This is a genomic window from Duganella margarita (assembly GCF_009857535.1).
GTDB lineage: Bacteria > Pseudomonadota > Gammaproteobacteria > Burkholderiales > Burkholderiaceae_D > Rugamonas > Rugamonas margarita.
The window spans coordinates 231,467-248,361 of sequence record NZ_WWCS01000003.1 but is presented as its reverse complement, the minus strand read 5'-3'; the positions used below and the strand labels follow the sequence as shown (position 1 = coordinate 248,361).

At 64.2% G+C, this 16,895-nt stretch carries 14 protein-coding genes; 4 read left to right on the top strand and 10 right to left on the bottom strand.

The annotated features are described in order from the left end of the window. The first annotated feature begins 208 nt into the window (after positions 1 to 208). The 3 genes from GTP55_RS06010 to GTP55_RS06000 are packed head-to-tail and all read left to right on the top strand — an operon-like array spanning position 209 to position 5,451. Positions 209 to 2,365: a diguanylate cyclase domain-containing protein gene (locus GTP55_RS06010; protein ID WP_371868294.1), complete on the top strand. Its 2,157-nt coding sequence runs from the start codon at positions 209 to 211 to the stop codon at positions 2,363 to 2,365. A gap of 51 nt (positions 2,366 to 2,416) precedes the next feature. After that, positions 2,417 to 3,910 carry an ATPase domain-containing protein gene (locus GTP55_RS06005; RefSeq protein ID WP_161044035.1) on the top strand — a complete coding sequence of 498 codons (1,494 nt, stop codon included), beginning with the start codon at positions 2,417 to 2,419 and terminating at the stop codon, positions 3,908 to 3,910. A gap of 5 nt (positions 3,911 to 3,915) precedes the next feature. Next, positions 3,916 to 5,451, top strand: a complete 1,536-nt coding sequence (locus tag GTP55_RS06000) for a hybrid sensor histidine kinase/response regulator (protein WP_161044034.1) — start codon at positions 3,916 to 3,918, stop codon at positions 5,449 to 5,451. Positions 5,452 to 5,484: 33 nt separating this feature from the next. Here GTP55_RS06000 and GTP55_RS05995 read toward each other — a convergent pair whose 3' ends face one another. The 3 genes from GTP55_RS05995 to GTP55_RS05985 form a co-directional block, all read right to left on the bottom strand. Further along, entirely contained in the window at positions 5,485 to 6,225 is a 741-nt protein-coding gene (locus GTP55_RS05995) for a hypothetical protein (protein WP_202423588.1), read from the bottom strand. A gap of 204 nt (positions 6,226 to 6,429) precedes the next feature. Beyond that, the gene (locus GTP55_RS05990) at positions 6,430 to 7,188 is read right to left on the bottom strand and encodes a LytR/AlgR family response regulator transcription factor (RefSeq protein ID WP_161044033.1); all 759 of its coding nucleotides are present in this window, start codon (positions 7,186 to 7,188) and stop codon (positions 6,430 to 6,432) included. Next, complete coding sequence (locus GTP55_RS05985; RefSeq protein ID WP_202423586.1) at positions 7,185 to 8,249, bottom strand: sensor histidine kinase; 1,065 nt, start codon at positions 8,247 to 8,249, stop codon at positions 7,185 to 7,187. The genes GTP55_RS05990 and GTP55_RS05985 overlap by 4 nt, the downstream gene beginning before the upstream one ends. Positions 8,250 to 8,326: 77 nt before the next feature. Here GTP55_RS05985 and GTP55_RS05980 point away from each other — a divergent pair, with 77 nt between their 5' ends. Continuing rightward, the gene (locus GTP55_RS05980; RefSeq protein ID WP_161044032.1) at positions 8,327 to 9,184 is read left to right on the top strand and encodes a DUF2306 domain-containing protein; all 858 of its coding nucleotides are present in this window, start codon (positions 8,327 to 8,329) and stop codon (positions 9,182 to 9,184) included. 41 nt (positions 9,185 to 9,225) lie between these two features. On the opposite strand, the gene GTP55_RS05975 is transcribed toward GTP55_RS05980, so the two are convergent. The 7 genes from GTP55_RS05975 to GTP55_RS05945 all read right to left on the bottom strand — a co-directional run bounded on the left by GTP55_RS05975 (position 9,226) and on the right by GTP55_RS05945 (position 16,824). Beyond that, positions 9,226 to 9,744: a GNAT family N-acetyltransferase gene (locus tag GTP55_RS05975; protein ID WP_161044031.1), complete on the bottom strand. Its 519-nt coding sequence runs from the start codon at positions 9,742 to 9,744 to the stop codon at positions 9,226 to 9,228. A gap of 2 nt (positions 9,745 to 9,746) precedes the next feature. Further along, entirely contained in the window at positions 9,747 to 11,654 is a 1,908-nt protein-coding gene (locus GTP55_RS05970) for an MFS transporter (RefSeq protein ID WP_161044030.1), read from the bottom strand. 105 nt (positions 11,655 to 11,759) lie between these two features. Continuing rightward, positions 11,760 to 12,329, bottom strand: a complete 570-nt coding sequence (locus GTP55_RS05965) for a PIN domain-containing protein (protein ID WP_161044029.1) — start codon at positions 12,327 to 12,329, stop codon at positions 11,760 to 11,762. Positions 12,330 to 12,568: 239 nt separating this feature from the next. Continuing rightward, positions 12,569 to 14,128, bottom strand: coding sequence for a PepSY-associated TM helix domain-containing protein (locus GTP55_RS05960; RefSeq protein ID WP_161044028.1), 1,560 nt, complete (start codon positions 14,126 to 14,128; stop codon positions 12,569 to 12,571). After that, complete coding sequence (locus GTP55_RS05955; RefSeq protein WP_161044027.1) at positions 14,125 to 14,394, bottom strand: hypothetical protein; 270 nt, start codon at positions 14,392 to 14,394, stop codon at positions 14,125 to 14,127. Before GTP55_RS05955 ends, GTP55_RS05960 begins: the two co-directional genes overlap by 4 nt. Beyond that, on the bottom strand, positions 14,384 to 14,656 hold the full coding sequence (locus GTP55_RS05950) for a hypothetical protein (protein ID WP_161044026.1): 273 nt from the start codon (positions 14,654 to 14,656) through the stop codon (positions 14,384 to 14,386). The genes GTP55_RS05955 and GTP55_RS05950 overlap by 11 nt, the downstream gene beginning before the upstream one ends. 14 nt (positions 14,657 to 14,670) lie before the next feature. After that, a complete protein-coding gene (locus GTP55_RS05945) occupies positions 14,671 to 16,824 on the bottom strand; it encodes a TonB-dependent receptor (protein WP_161044025.1) in 2,154 nt (717 codons plus the stop codon). Between the last annotated feature and the right edge of the window lie 71 nt (positions 16,825 to 16,895).

Below are 16,895 nucleotides of genomic sequence, written 5' to 3'. Positions count from 1 at the left end.
GTGATGAGCTTTCTGTATAAAAATTAAGCACAGCCTATAGAATGAACGATCATTCTAATTAAGTCAAGCAACTATATTGTGCAGTGCGGGGCGATACCGAAAGATTTAAGCGTGGCTTAAGCCGATGAAATTCGGCGCACGCTCCCGGTGCCATCACGTTGCAATGCTACAATCAGTTAATTTCTTTAAGTCATCATTTAGTACGCTCGTGCATATTTCAAAACCGTCCCCTACCACCCGCCCCCGGCTCACCACGCTGGTGACGGTGGGCGTCAGCGCCACGGTGCTGCTGACGGTGCTGTCGCTGCTGATTCTGGTCGACCATTTCGCGCTGAATTACGCCCGCCGCGAGGCGCAGCAGCGTTTGCAACAATTGTCGTGGCAAATGCGCGACGCGCTGAATGGCGCAGTGCGGCGCGCCACCGGCGATGTCCAATTGCTCGGTTCGCTGCCAAGCGTGCGCGCCGCACGTACGCCGGCCGAGGTGCGCCAGGCGCTGGAAAGCCTGCAAAAGACCTTCCCCGACTATGCGTGGATCGGCCTGGTCAACCCGCAAGGCAAGGTCGTGGCCGGCACCCAGGGCGAACTGGAAGGCGCCGACGTCAGCGGCCGCCCGTGGTTCAGGCAGGGCCGGCGCGCGCTGTATGCCGGCGAGGCCGCCTCCGCCGCGCCAGCCGGCCAGAAGCTGCCGGCCGGCGCCGAACCGTGGCGCTTCATCGACGCCGCCGGCCCGCTGATGGACGCCGACGGCAACTACAGCGGCGTGCTGTGCGTGCGCCTGAGCTGGGGCTGGATGCGGCGCCTGGCGCAGACCATGCTGGCGCCGGCCGCCGATCAGCAGTACGCAGCCGAGCTGTTCGTGGTGCGCGGCGACGGCACCGTCATGCTCGGCCCGCCGGGCAGCGAGGGCCAGCAAATTTATAGCGACAGCCTGACCATGGCGCGCAGCGGCGCGTCCGGGGCGCTCAAGGAAAGCTGGGCCGACGGCCGCAGCTACCTGACCGGCTACGCCCGCAGCGGCAGTGCCGACGATGCGGCCACGCTCAGCTGGGCGATCCTGGCGCGCCAGCCGGAGGAACAGGCGCTGTCCGGCGCCCGCGCGCTGGAACGCCAGATCCTGCTGCTGGGCGCCATCCTCGGCGCCGCCATGGCGCTGGCCGCCGCCATCGTCACGCGCCGCCTGACCCGGCCGCTGAACGAACTGAGTCACACCATCGAGGCGCGGCTGGCGACGCCCGACGCCGTGCCGACGCTGCCGGCGATCCAGCCGGTCGACACCTTCCACGAGGCGCAGGTGTTGTCGCGCGCGCTGGCTGAAATGCTGCGCAACGAACAACACCACCTCGACGCCCTGCGCGGCCTGAATGAAAGGCTGGAATCGACAGTGGCCGAGCGCACCCGCGAAATCGCCCGCAAGGCCTTGCAGCTGGAGCGCGCGCTGGGGCAGGAGCAAAGCACGCAGCAGTTGCTGCAGGAGCGCGCCGCCGAACTGCGCGCCATTCTCGACAACGCCCACGACGCCTTCATCGCGCTCGATCCGGGCGGCGTGGTGCGCGACTGGAACCTGCAGGCGGAAAAGCTGCTGGGCTGGAAGCGCTCGGAAGTGATCGGCCAGCCGCTGGCGGCCATGATGCTGCCGCTGCCGCTGCGCCGCGCCTACGAGCGCGACATGCGCCAGCTGGCCGACAGCGCCGACGGCGCCACCACGGTGCTGAGCCGCCGGGTCGAACTGACCCTGCACAACCGCGCCGGCCAGGAACTGCCGGTGGAAGTGTCGCTGGCCTACGTGCCGCGCAGCAGCGGCCACCTGTTCATCGCCTTCCTGCACGATATCAGCGAGCGCAAGCAGCTGTTTGCGTCGATGGAGGAACTGGCGCTGCGCGACACCCTGACCGGCCTGCCGAACCGGCGCGCACTGATGAAGACGCTGCCGGAAGCGCTGCAACGGGCCAACCGCTCGGGCCAGGCCTGCGCCGTGTTCTTCCTCGACCTCGACCGCTTCAAGCAGGTCAACGACCGCTACGGCCACGAGGAAGGCGACGAGCTGCTGCGCCAGTTCGCCCAGCGCGTGCGCGGCGCGGTGCGCAAGACCGACACCGTCGGCCGCCTGGCCGGCGACGAGTTCATCGTCATCCTGGAGATGCTGGGCAGCGACGCCGCCGCCCAGGAAGCGGCCGACAAGCTGCTGCCGGCGCTGCGCCAGCCGTTCACGCTGAAGACCACCAGTGTCACCCTCAGCGCCAGCCTGGGCATCGCGGTGCATCACCCGGACGATCCGCAGGACATCGAAATGCTGCTGGGCCGCGCCGACCGCGCCATGTACCGCCACAAGCAGCAGGGAATTCAGCAGCGCGCCCGTCGTTAGTGCTTTCCTGTAGCATCGGCCGGACAACATATATTGCCTGGACCGCGACCGATGGAAAAACAAAACAGCCTGAGCACCGATTTTCTCCCTACCGGCGTGCCGGGACTGGACGCTGTCCTCACCGGCGGCCTGACCAAGGACCGGCTGTATCTGGTCGAAGGTGAACCCGGCACCGGCAAGACCACGCTGGCGCTGCAATTCCTCAATGAAGGCGTGCGCAACGGCGAGGCCACGCTGTACATCACGCTGGCCGAAACCAAGGTGGAACTGCGCAGCGTGGCGCAGTCGCACGGCTGGACCATGGACGGCATCCACATCGAAGAAATCATCCCCGACGAAAAAGCGCTCGACCCGGACCAGCAGTACACCATCTTCCACCCGTCCGAAATTGAACTGGGCAACACCACCCAGCGCATCCTGGGCGCCATCGACCGCTACCAGCCGCGCCGCGTGGTGCTCGACTCGCTATCAGAACTGCAGCTGCTGGCGGAAAGCCCGCTGCGCTACCGGCGGCAGGTGCTGGCGCTCAAGCAGTACCTCAGCAGTCGCAACTGCACCACCATCTTCCTCGACGACCGCACCGCCCTGTCCACCGACCTCCAGGTGCGCAGCGTGGCGCACGGCGTCATGACGCTGGAACTGGCCGACCAGACCTACGGCGCCGAACGGCGCCGGCTGCGGGTGGTCAAATACCGCGGCGTGGCCTTTCGTGGCGGTTCGCATGACTACAAGATCATCAAGGGCGGGCTGTATGTCTATCCGCGCCTGGTGGCGGCCGCCACGCGCGAATCCAGCAGCCGCAAGCAGCTGTCCAGCGGCCTGCCGTCGCTGGACGCGCTGCTCGGCGGCGGGCTGGAGGAAGGCATGAGCACCCTGCTGTCCGGCCCATCCGGCACCGGCAAGTCGTCGCTGGCGGCGCAATTCGTGCATGCCGCCACCCAGCGCGGCGAGAAGTGCGCCATGTTCCTGTTCGAGGAAGCGCGCAACAATATGTTGAACCGCTGCGCCAACCTCGGCTTCAACCTGAGCGGCGCCATCGACACCGGCTTGCTGTCGGTGCAGCAGATCGATCCGGCCGAACTGTCGCCGGGCGAATTTGCCAGCGCCGTCATGCAAGAGGTGGAACGCGGCGCGCGCATCGTCGTCATCGACAGCCTGAACGGCTACCTCAACGCGGTGCCGGACGAACGCTTCCTGATCATCCATCTGCACGAACTGCTGACCTACCTCGGCCAGCGCGGCGTGGTCAGCCTGCTGGTCGGCGTACAGTCGGGCGTGATGGGCCCCGGCATGACATCCGCCGTTGACGCCAGCTACCTGGCCGACAACATCATCATGCTGCGCTATTTCGAGGCCGAAGGCGAAGTGCGCCAGGCCATCTCGGTCTTCAAGAAACGCGGCAGCACGCACGAGCGCACACTGCGCCGCTTTGAGATCGGTCCCACCGGCCTGCATGTGGGGCCGGTGCTGAAGGACTTCCACGGCGTGCTGACCGGGGTACCGACCTATCACGGCCCGGCCGCCATCCAGCCGCCGGCGCTCTGAACACCATGGAAACGCGCATCCTGATTTACGCCCCCACCGGTCAGGACGCGCCGCTGGCGGCCAAGGTGCTGGCGCTGGCCGCCATCGACAGCCAGGTGTGCGCCAACCTGGCGCAGCTGGAAGAGGAGCTGGAACGCGGCGCCGGCGCCGTGCTGACGGTGGAAGAAGCACTGGCGCCCGGCGCGCTGCAGCTGCTGCAGAGCTGCGTCGCGCGCCAGCCCGACTGGTCCGACCTGCCGATCATCCTGCTGACGCACAACGGCGCCGATTCGGCGGTGGTGCGGCGCGCCATCACCGGCTTGGGCAACCTGAGCCTGATGGAGCGGCCGGTGCGCACGCTGACGCTGATCACCGCGCTGCATTCGACGCTGCGCGCGCGCAACAAGCAGTACCAGGTGCGCGAAGCGGCGCGCCGCAAGGACGAATTCCTCGCCAGCCTCGGGCACGAGCTGCGCAATCCGCTGGCGCCGATCCGCACCTCGGTGTCGCTGCTGACGCATCTGTATCCGGAGGCCGCGCCGGTGGCGCGCATCCGCGACATGGTGGAACGCCAGGTGCGCCTGCTGACGCGCCTGGTCGACGACCTGCTGGACGTGTCGCGCATCACCAGCGGCAAGATCAAGCTGCAACCGCAGCTGGTATCGCTGTCGTCGGTAATGAGCCACGTGGCCGAGCTGTGCCAGCAGGCCGCCGACGCCAAGCGCATCCACATCGCCTGGCAGCTGCCGCCCAGCGAAATCATGCTCAATGTCGACTACGCGCGCGTGGTGCAAATCTACGCCAACATCCTGTCCAACGCCGTCAAGTTCACGCCGCAGGGCGGCCATGTGCTGGTAAAGGCGGTCGCCAGCGCCGACGATGGCGCGTTGCAGGTCACCATCCGCGACAATGGCATTGGCCTCGACGCCGACACCATCCCGCGCATCTTCCGCATGTTCGAGCAAAGCAATACCGTCAGCGGCCAGTTTTCCAGCGGGCTGGGGATCGGCCTGAGCCTGGCGCGCGAATTCGCCGAAATGCATGGCGGCACGGTGGACGCCCATAGCGCCGGCCTCGGCCAGGGCAGCGAATTCGTGATCCGCCTGCCGGTGCTCGACAGCGACGGCGCGCGCCACCCGGTGCCGCTGGCGCAGCACGCCGGCCACGACGGCCGCAAGATGCAGGTACTGGTGGTGGACGACAACCAGGACGCCGCTGACTCGCTGGCCGCGCTGCTGGAAATCGACGGCTTCGACGTGCGCGCCGTGTACGACGGCCCGGCCGCCATCGCCGCTGTAGAGACGCTGGCGCCGGACATGATCATCATGGACCTCGGCATGCCCGGCATGGACGGCTACGAAACCGCGCGCGCCATTCGCCAGCGGCCCGGCGCCGAGCGCATCCTGCTGCTGGCCCTGACCGGCTGGGGCCAGAGCGACGCCCGCCGCCGCACCGCCGAAGCCGGCTTCGACCATCATCTGGTCAAGCCGGTGGAACTGGAGCAGATCGTGCGCCTGGCCGGCGCCCGCCACAACCGCGAACAGGTGCAGGCGGCGCGCTGATGATCTTAGCTTGCGCTGATGATCTTGGCTTGATTACTGCGGCTTGACGTTGACGGTGGCGCCCAGCAGGAACCAGGCGTTGGTGGCCTCAAAGCCCGAGTCGGTGCCCAGTACGATCCACAGCTTGCCGTCCTTGTCGGCGGTGACCGGGATGGCGTCGGTCGACGACCGGGTCTGCTTCACCCACACGCCGGCGCCGCACTCCAGATCCTCGGAGCCTAGCACGCCCAGCGTCTTGCCCTGGGTGCCGGATTCGCCGTTATTGCCGCGGTCCAGGTTCAGACGGTAGGCGCCATTGGCCTGCTTGACCGTTTTCGGCTCGTCGCCGCTGGCCGCCGCCACCATGAAGATGCCCAGTCCGCGCGAGCCGCCCACGCCGAAGCACTGGGTGGACGCATCGGTGGCATAGGTCATCGAAAAGGTCAGATTGTATTTCGCGCCCGGTACAAAGCCGCCGACCTGGTGCTTGGCATAGGTCAGCACATCGTCGCTGTTGTTGTGGGAAGTCAGGAAGTAGCCCTTGCCTTCCAGCGGCGCGGGGAGCTTGGACCAGCCATAGCCGGTTTCGCTCGGCTCGTCGCCATCGACGTAATCGGCCACGCCCGGCGTCCAGCCATCGATGCCCTGGGTGAAATCAACGTTGATGACCGACGCCACCGGCGTTGGCGGCGGCGCCGGTGGTGGCGGCGTGTAAGTATTGTCGAAGCCGCCGCCGCAGGCACTCAGCGCCAGCGCAGCCGCCAGCGCCAATGCGCTGTAGGTATGTTTTTGCATTTTTAGTTTTCCCCTGATTGGTATGTGACGCCCTTGTAAGGCGCCGCATGGCAGTCTAAAGAAAACTTGTAAAGGCAAAAGTGGAATTTGTAACCTGTGGTAAGTTACATTTTCTAACCACTATGACATGGACATTTTATCCAGATGGCATTATCGACACCGCAATGAGATACAAGCCGCGTGCTCAAAGCCAGGATTGCAGTTCTACATCTGGCGGAAATGGTGCAGATAGTTGCGGCTGACCGGCAGTACTTCGGCGTGTCCGCGCAAGTGCAGTTCGGCCGTTTCGTTCACGCCACGCACTACCTCGCGCACACTGCGCAGGTTGACGATGACCGAGCGATGGATCTGTACAAACCACGCCGGGTCCAGTTCGCTGCTCAATTCACGGATGCTCTTGCGGATCAGCGCCTCCCCCTCCTCCCAGACGACCAAGGTGTATTTTTCTTCCGCTCGCAGGAAATGCACCTGCTCCACCGAAATCAGCCGGACGCTGGTCCCCACCGAGGCCTTAATCCACTGCATCCAAGGGCGAGGCTGCGTAGTCTGCGCAAAGCGCGCCGCCAGTTGGTCCAGCACCGTGTCCAATGCATCTGCGGCGGTTTTGCGCGTGCGCAGCCGCTCTACCGTATCGGCCAGACGCGCGCTGTCGACCGGTTTCACCAGATAATCGAGCGCCCCCTGCTCGAAGGCCTGCACCGCGTACTGCTCGTAGGCGGTAACGAACACCACGTGGGCGCGACGCCCCATCGCCCGCGCTGTCTCGATGCCATTCAGGCCCGGCATATGGATGTCGAGGAAGACGATGTCAGGGCTATGCTGCGCAAACAGCTCCAGCGCTTCCAGACCGTTGCGCGCGTCGCTGATCAGTTGCAGCTCCGGCCAGATGTGTGCCAGGTGGCTGCGCAGTCGCTCGCGCAACAACGGTTCGTCGTCGACGATCATGGCAGTGGTGACTGTCATTTGGTATCCATGGGAGTAAAGTGGAGTTCAACCCGCACGCCGTGTGGCGCTTGTTCATGCAGGTCCAGGCGGGTGCCGGATCCGTAGAATGCCTGTAGCCGTACACGTAAATTGGAGAGGCCGGTTCCAGGTTGCGCAGTTTCGGCGATGCCGACGCCGGTATCGGCCACCCAAAGCATGACCTTGCCAGCAACGGACTGGCCGCCGACCTCAATGCGCCCGCCCGCCATGCTCGGGTCGATACCGTGGCGCACAGCATTCTCCACCAGCGTCAGCAGCGCCATAGCAGGAAAGCGCAGATCCGCCAACGCAGGCAGTTCGGGCACCGTGAACTGCAGCCGGTCCGGCATCCGCATATGCATCAATTCCAGGTAAGCGCGAACGCGTTGCAACTCGGTGCCCAAGGTGGCGTCGGCGTCGTTCAATTGCGGCATGGCGGCCCTAAGATAGGCGATCAGCTGGCGCAGTACCAGACCGGCATTCGGCGAACCGGACGCCACCAGCGCCTCCACATTGGCCAGCGTGTTAAACAAAAAGTGCGGTTCGATCTGCGCCTGCAGCAGACGCAGGCGAGCGTCCAGCAGTTCGCGTTCCAAGCGGTTCTTTTCTAACGCCACTTGCAACTGGTCTGCACGTTCACGTTCCTTGCGTTCGCCTCGCATCGCCAGCATCGCCATCACCAGGCCGAAAACCAGGGCCAGCACCACCATCAGAATGTGGCCGGTCAACATCTCCACACTTTGCAGGTAGCTGAACACATGCGGACCTTGCGTGATCACCGCTGTGGCCATCGAAGCCAGTGGCGCCACAATGATGATCGCCAGAAGGCGGGCCGACTGCTGCGACATCCAGGACGGCCGCAGCGGCGCCGCCGCCGAATAAGCCATCAGCAGGCAGGCGCCGATAAAGCCGATGCGGCCGAAAACTGCGTAGAACGGCGTGCCCGAAGCCTTATGCAACAGCCAAGACAACAGCAGCACTGTCGCGCCGACGATTAATGTCTGCCGCCGTGTCGGCAGCAGGGGGCGGAGAGCCCGGATAGAAGGTTGAGCAAAGGACATCGCCCAACAATAACCGTATTTGCACCGCCGTTCAACCCCTGCAAACCGTCGTTCGTCGCACCGTCAAGAACACTGCCTTGCCGACCGTCGGCGCTGCTGGCTATCGTGGCGCGTCCACCACCAATCTGGAGCAAAACATGAATAAAGCGGAGCTGTCCTTTTCCTTTGTTAACTGGGGCGCGCGGCTGTGGTTTGTCGTCACCTGCGCTGGTCAGTTGATGTTCGGCGCATATGTCGCGGTGTTATACGGCGGCGCCGCATTGCATGGCAAACCAGCAGACTGGAATACCGTCATGACGCACGGCTACGTCGCAGGTGAACCGATCGGCAACCACATCGTCGCTGCCCATCTGCTGGTGGCGACCATCATCATGCTGGGCGGCGCCTTGCAGCTGGTGCCGGCGCTACGCGCGCGGGCACCGGCGTTTCATCGCTGGAATGGGCGTGTGTATTTGGCGGGCGCCGTGTTGGCCAGCTTCAGCGGCATCTACATGTTATGGTTTCGCGGCGCCGTGGGCGACCTCGCGCAGCACCTGGGCACCAGTATCAATGGCTTGCTGATATTGCTATGCGCCGCCCAGACCTTACGTAATGCAGTTGCCGGGGATTTCGCCGCGCATCGGCGCTGGGCGTTGCGGCTGTATCTGTGCGTGAGCGGGGTGTGGTACTTCCGGGTCGGCCTGATGTGCTGGATCGCCGTCAACGGCGGCCCTGCCGGCTTTGACCCCGACTCGTTCACCGGTCCTGTTCTGAGCTTCTTGGCTTTCGCCCAATATCTTCTACCCTTGGCGGTGCTTGAAGTCTATCTGCGCGGGCGTCATCATGCGCGCACGGCCGCGCGCATCGGTACGGCGGGGATGCTGCTGCTATCCACTGCTGTTACCGGCGTGGGAGTCGTGGTCGCCACGCTGGGCATGTGGCTGCCGCATATGTGATCTTTCACCTCATGGCAGAAAGCGATTAGCATCGTTCCGGCTCAGCGGCGCTCAAGCACGTAGCTGTTGATCGCCCTGCCCTGCAGTTCGGTCTCCATTTCGTAGACCATGCCAAGGCGCTCGGCTACGCGGCGCGATGATTCATTGCCCGTGGTGATGAGCGCCCGCACTTTCGGTTCGCCGCGCACCTCGAATGCGTACTGCAAAACCGCCGCAGCGGCCTCGTTCGCCATGCCCTTGCCCCAGAACGGGCGGTAGGTATTCCAGCCCAGTTCCATCACCGTTGCCTGCTCACGGAAAAAAGCGCCGACGCAGCCAACCAGTTGGCCAGAGCGCCGGTCCTCCACCGACCACCAGCCGGCGCCGTGCAGCAGCCACAGTCCGGCATGGGAAGCGAAGATGCGCCACGCCGTTGCACGGTCGGCCGAGCCCAGGAACGCCGAGCTTTCCGCATTCGCCAGATGGTCGGCGAATAATTCAAAATCCTCGCGCCGATATTCGCGCAGCATCAGTCGCTCGGTCTGAAGGCGCGGGACGGAGGCGGTGAAGGTGCTTTCCATACTTATTTCCAGTCGCCGCGCAAGGCAGCCACGCGCTGTTTGAGGTCTTCCGGCGTGACATCCTGCGGCGCTACCGGCTCGCCCACCACCAGCTCCAGGCGTGAACGCAGGCCGATGCGGAAGGCGCGGCCGAATACATTCTCGCGGTTGCGGGTCAGCAGATGGGTCCACAGGCCGCGCAGCGCCATTGGGATCACCGGCACCTTGGTGCGGTCGATGATCTTGGCAATGCCGCCCTTGAAGTCGTTGATGTCACCGGTGCGGGTCAGTTGCCCTTCGGGGAAGATGCACACCAGCTCCCCTTCATGCAGCGCCTGCGCGATATCGATATAGGCCTTCTCCATCAGCCACGGATCTTCCTTGGCCGGCGCAATCGGAATCGCGCGCGCCGTGCGGAAGATCCAGCCCAGCAGAGGCAGCTTGAAGATGCGGTGGTCCATGACGAAGCGGATCGGCCGTGGCGCGGTAGCGCCGATGACAATAGCATCGACATAGCTGACGTGATTACACACCAGCACCGCCGCGCCTTCAGCCGGAATCCGCTCGACGTCCACGGTGCGCACGCGGTGCACGGTGTGAATCAGCAGCCAGGCCAGGAAGCGCATCAGGAATTCCGGCACCAGCGAGAAGATATAGATCGCCACCACGGCGTTCAGCAGCGCCGTCACGAGGAACAGCTGCGGGATGGTCAGGCCCTGGCCCAGCAGCACAATCGCCAGGCCAGCCGCCGCCACCATGAACAGCGCGTTGAGGATGTTCATGCCGGCGATGGTGCGCGAGATGTGCTGCGGATCGCAGCGCAGCTGGATCAGCGCAAACAGCGGCACGATGAAGAAGCCGCCGAACATGCCGATCATCAGCACGTCGAACAGGATGCGCCACATGCCGTGCTGCGCCAGCAGCGCCAACGCGTCCAGATGCGCACCGGCCGGGATTGCCGCCGCCGCGCCGCTGAAGGCCAGGCTGGCGAAATACAGGTCGACGCCGAAAACCGTCAGGCCGATGGAGCCGAACGGCACCAGCCCGATCTCCACCTTGCGGCCGGACAGCCGTTCGCACAGCAGCGAGCCGCTGCCGACGCCCAGCGAGAAAATCGTCAGCAGCAGCACGAAGGCGCCGTGGTCGCCGTGCAGGTAATCCTTGGCGTACACCGGGAACTGCGCCAGGATCAGCGCGCCATAAAACCAGAACCACGAGTTGCCCAGCATGGACAGGAACACCGTGCGGTTCTTGCGCGAGAAATTGATATTGCGGACCGACTCGCTAACGAAGTTCCAGCTGACCTTGAGGTCCGGCGCCGGCGCTGGCGAATGCGGGATGCGGTAGGCCGCAGCCAGGCCAAGTGCCGCCACCAGTATCGTGGCGGCCGCTTCATACAGCAGGCCATGCGGCTGCTGGACCACCAGCACCGCACCCAGCACCTCGCCCATCAGGATGCCGACGAAGGTGCCCATCTCGGTGACGCCGTTACCGCCGATCAGTTCCTCCGGCTTGAGCTGCTGCGGCAGGTAGGCATATTTGACGGGGCCGAACAGCGTCGAATGCACGCCCATGCCCACCACCGCCGCGATCAGCAGCCACAGATGATGCGTCACCCAGCCGAGAGCGGCCACGCACATGATGCCGACTTCCAGCCACTTGACGAAGCGCGTCAGGCCGGCCTTCTCGAACTTGTCGGCCAACTGTCCAGCGGTGGCCGAGAACAGCACATACGGCAGGATGAACAGGCCTGGGATCAGGTTGGTGATCAGCGACGGTTCCATCGTGGTCCAACTGAGCGCATCGAAGGTGATGATGACCACCAGCGCGGTCTTGAACAAATTGTCGTTGAACGCGCCAAGGAACTGGGTCCAGAAAAACGGCGCGAAACGGCGTTGCTTGAGCAGGGAAAACTGATTGGGCTGGCTCATACGAGGGCGGGTCCGTTCAATATGAAGTTTCCGGAAAGATTGAACGGATTATAACCGCATGCCGCCGCCGCTCGGCATGCGGAAAAGCAACTATAGTGCGACGGATCAATTGGTCCACGCGTTCAACGCCGCTTCTGCGCCCTTGGTAGCAAATGCTGCCTCAGCGAGCGCTGTTGCACCCCGCACCGTGGTGGCCCGGTTGAGAATAGCGTCAGCATCCTGGATCAGATTGCGTCGTTGCAAACCATGCAGAAAAGTGGAGGTCGAAAGTATGAGCACATTGTCCGGCAACCGCACCAGAAAATTGGCTTTACGGATATCGGAATCTTCAAACAGCAACAAGCCGACGTCAATGCCCTCTTCCAGCGCGTTGGCCAATACCTCGGCAGCAGCATGTTCCCCACGATTGCGGGTGCGTGCGGCTGGGTTGATGGACAGCAGTTCGGAGAATTCGGCAAACTCCTCGGTCGTGGCTATCTCCACTACCTGCCGATTGGCCTGCAGCCACGCGATAACTGTCTGCGCGCCAGGCTTGTGGGCGTAGCGCGTCACTTCAAAATGCACCATATCGGGAATCACGATACGCGCTTGAAGCAATTTCAGCGTGTCCAGCGCATCCGCCACGGCGAGCGTGATCAACGGCCCAGCATCCGTCACGATGAGCGCGATGTTCATGCGAACACCTTCGTGAATAGCTGCCGCTGCGCCTCGTTAAAATGCGCACGTGTGTCAACCCGAGGCAGCGGCAAGCCCAGCCGGGCGAGTTCGGACAATATGTCGCCAAACCACAATCCAGTGGCCTGCTCAAGCTCACGGCGGCTGCGCTTTCCGGATGAGTACGCTATAAGCATCTGATCAAGTGTTTCCATGACGAACCTCACATCGGTAAAGCCATGGATTCACTATACGCCAATTTACGCTGCCTGCTGCACCCGTGGCTCCACCTGCTCCGGTGCACGCAGCGACCAGACGCTGTGCGGATCGCCGTGGCGGCCGCGCTGCAAGGCGGCGCGGGCCATTTTCCAGTAGAGCGTCGCCAGCAGCAGCGCAATGACGGCGACGCCGGTCACGATGCCGTCGCCCTGCAACAGCGCCAGCAGCGGATCAAGGCCGGTGTTCCACCAGTGCGCCAGCGGCACCGCCAGCGTCAGCGCGGCGCACAGCATTAACAGTTCATGCGCGGCGCGCGCCGGCGGACGGGCGAAGGCCCACAACACGCAGCCGAAGAACACCGCGTAATAGCTGCGGGCCTCCCACAGCGGCAACTGCCCTGCCGGTCCCAGTTTATTCGCCAGGAATACGGCCGACACGCCGGCCACGCAGCCCAGGCATACTCCGAGCGTGGCTTGCGCCATCAGCTTGCCGCTGCGCGGCTGCACCAGTTTCTGCCGCTTGCGGCGCGCTTCGATCCACAGCAAGTTGCCGCTGTAGAACAGGAACGCTCCTGCCAGGCCGAGTATGAAATACATCCACCGCACCGCCATATCGCCAAAGCTGGCGAAGTGCAGCGATTGCAAACTGCGCAGGAAGCGCGTGCCGGGGCTGAAATTCTCCGGCATCATCGCGCGCTGCACCTTACCGCTGCTGGCGTTCAGCACCACCGCGCCGATGCTGGCCACGGTTCTCTGATGCATCGGCCCATACGCCTGCAACTGCGCATTGGCGTCGCCGGCCTGGCGATAGACCATGGTTTCGATCTCGATGCCCGGCGCGGCGCGCTGCACTTCGGCCAACAGCTGCGCGGCCGGCATCAGCGGCGCCGCCGTGCCGGATGCTTTCGGCGGCGCGGCGGCATTGATGTCCTGCCCGACCAGCTGCAGCAGCTTGCCGTCGAAGACCATGTACTGGAATGGCGCCAGCAGGATGATCCCCAGCGCCAGCACCGCACTGCTCCACGCATACATCAGGTGGAACGGCAGCGACAGAATGCCAATCGCGTTGTGCGCGTCCTGCCACATACGCTTGATGTTCTTTCCGATCCGCAGCGCGAACAAGTCCTTGACGAAGCTGGGTGCGTAGATGATCACCCCACTGGCCAGCGCCAGCCCGTACAGGATGCACACCACGCCCAGCACATAGATGCCCCAGCTGTTCGGCAAGCCCGCCGTGTAATGCAGGCGGTAGATGAAGTCCACCAGTTGCGAACGTTCGTGGAACTCTTCCAGCTTGCCGCTGGCATCGAAGCGGAAGTGGCGCTGGTCGAATTCCAGCACCATCTCTGGCGCGGTCTTCGACGGCAGGCGCAGGAAGAACATATCCTTTGCTTTCGGGTGCGCTTGCAGCACCGCGTCGATCAGCGCCTGCGGATCGCGCTGGGGCGCGGCGGCTTGCGCTAGCGGCGTCTCCCACGCATGCAGCTCTTCATGGAACAGCGTCACCGATCCCGCATAAAAGGCGATGAACAGGAAGAAGCCCGCCACAATCCCCACCCAGGTGTGCACCGAAATATAGGTGCGTAAAGTCGCGGCCTTCATGCGGCGATCCTGATCAGGCCACTGGCCTTGAGAAAATGCAGTGCGGCGTAGCCGGCCACGGTCAGCCCGCTCATCCACAGCCAGGCGCGCAGCCCGGTCTTGAACAGGAAGGTGCACGTCATCACGGCGATCCACACGACAAAGAACAACAACAGCCAAGGCAGCGTGGTGGTGGCCTGGTCGCTGCTGAGCAGCGCCGCAAAGCCAACCGCCAGCACTGACAGCGGCAGGCCAAGAAAAACGGCGGCAGTCGATTTACCCCACATGGCGCGCTCCCTTCCGACGCCACGCGTCCAAGTAAGGCAGCACCACCAGCGTGGTCATAAAGCCCGCCAGCGCCATGCACACGCCGCACCAGGCGCCGTAGGTTTCAGTCGCCGTGGCGATGGAAGCCACCAGCAGCGGCACCGACAGCCAGCGCAGGAAAGCCTGCCGCCGCAACGCCGCCAGCCACAAGGCCTGGTGCGGCGACGCCAGGTAAAGAGACAACGCAGCCAATGCCGCCACGCCGATACAGATCCAGTTCATGCCATCCCTCCGCGTTACAGCGTGCCCTGCACACCGAAGCCGAACTGGCGTGCAGCGCCCAGCGCCACGTTGTAGCGGCCGGTCACGGACACCAGCTTGTTGGCGGTGATGTAGGTCTGGTTGGTCAGATTGCTGCCGTAGGCGAACAGCGTGACGCCCTTGCTGAGCTCATAGGTGGCCTTGCCACCCAGCGTGGTGTGGCCGTCGTTGCGGTCGATGTTGGCGGCATCCATGTAGGTGCCGTCGGCGTGCTGCAGGTTCATGTTGAGCATCCAGCGCCCCGGCGTCCAGCTGAAGCCGACCGACTGCGTCTGGCGCGGCGAACGCCCAAACTGATGTCCGGTGTAATCGCCGGTCGGTGACACGAAGTCGAGGAATTTGGTGCGGGCCAGGCCCAGCGCGCCGAACAACTCCAGGGTTGGCGCGACCTTGCCCCGCACTTCCGCTTCCACCCCTTGCAGGCGCGAGCTGCCGGCGTTGACCAGATAGGTGTCGAGCGAATTGCGGCCGACGTCAACCTGCTGGTCGGTCCAGTTGACCCGGTAGGCGTTGAGCGACACCATCAGGCCGCTTTCCAGCACTCCCTTGAGCGACGCTTCATAGTTCTTGGTGTATTCCGGCCCGTAGGCGTGCGAACCGCGCTGGTAACTGTAGTCGACACCACCGGTACGGTAGCCGCGCTGCGCCGTCAGGCCCGCCACCCACTCCGGCGCCAGCGCATAACGCAGCCCCAGCTTTGGCAGCCACACCGAGTTATCGGTGCCAAGGTCCTGCACATTGTCCGGCGCGAACACGCCGCCGCGGATCAGTTGCGTGAACACCTGCTTGGCCAGCGCCGAGGTGCCGTTGGTCTCGGACTGCAGGATGCGCTTCTGGCGCTCGCCGTCGAAGCGCATGCCCGCCGTCAGCGTCAGCTTGCCGACCACGTAGTCCGCCTCGCCGTACGCCGCGCGCGTTTTGCTGGCGTTGTTCTGCATCTGGCGCCGGTTGATGAAATCGGCGCCGTACTGGGCCTCACAGGCGGCCTGCACGCGGCACTGGCCGGTCAGTCCCAGCACATACGACACCGGCACCGTGAACAGGTCGTCGCCGTCGTAGTACTGCTGCGAATAGTACAGGCCGACCACGCCTTTCAGCTTGTTGCCGGCCACCAGCGTGTCGAAATTGGCGCGCGCCTCCTGCACCCACTGGCGGTCGATGTTGACGCCATCGCGATAGCCTTGCCGCAGCTCGGTGCCATCGTAATCCTGGATGCGGCTGTAGCGGTTGTGCGAATACGTCGTCAGCAATGTGATGTCGGCGCCCAGCGCGCGGAAGGTCTGCTCCAGCGCGGCCGAGCGCGTGCGGTTGACCGTGTCGCGCGGCTCATTGGAGAAATTCTCGCGCGCCGACGCCGGCACCTTGACCGCTTCCACATTGCCGTAGCCGCGCTCCTGCTTGTCGTCCACCAGCGTCACCAGCGCCTGGTAGTTGTCGCCCCACGGCGTGATGCGCAGCTTGCCGCGCAGCGTGTAGCCATCGTCGTGATTGGAGCGGCGGTCGTCGCGGGTGGGGTTGTAGACGTCACCGTCGCGCTTGTGCTGCTCCACCGAGACGCGTCCGGCCAGCACATCTTCCACGATGGCGCCGCCGCCGGCGATCGCCTCACGGTGCGCATGCTGGTTGCCGGCGCTGACGCGGTAGCTGAAATCACGCGCATCCTGCGGGTCGCGCGTTTTCAGCACCACCGCGCCGGCCAGCGAGTTGCGGCCCTGGTTGGTGGACTGCGGCCCGCGCAGCACTTCCACGCGGTCGGCGTCCCATACGCTCAGATTGGCGATGTCCTGGCCAAAGCCGTCCTGCGGCACGCCGTCCACCACCAGCGTGATGGTTTTGCCGCCACCGCCGGTCGGACCATAAGCCTGCACGCCGCGGATCGACAGGTTTTCGGCGGTGCCGACGTTGGCCATCTGCGCGGCCACCTCGTCCAGCGACGACATGCCGGATTCAGCGATCTGGCGGCGGTTGCGCGCGCCGACGCTGGCGCTGCTGTCGATTTCCGTGCGTTTCAGCTTGTCGCCGGTGATCACCACCTGCTCGACCGGTTCCATCGTCTCCACCTCTTCCGCCTGCACTGCCCAGCCAGCCATGACTCCGGCCAGCGCCACCACCATCACCTTGATGCGCATTTCCCTATTTCCCCTTTTTTATTGAATGAGAACCATTCCCAAATAAGAATATTAAATGAGAATCGTTTACA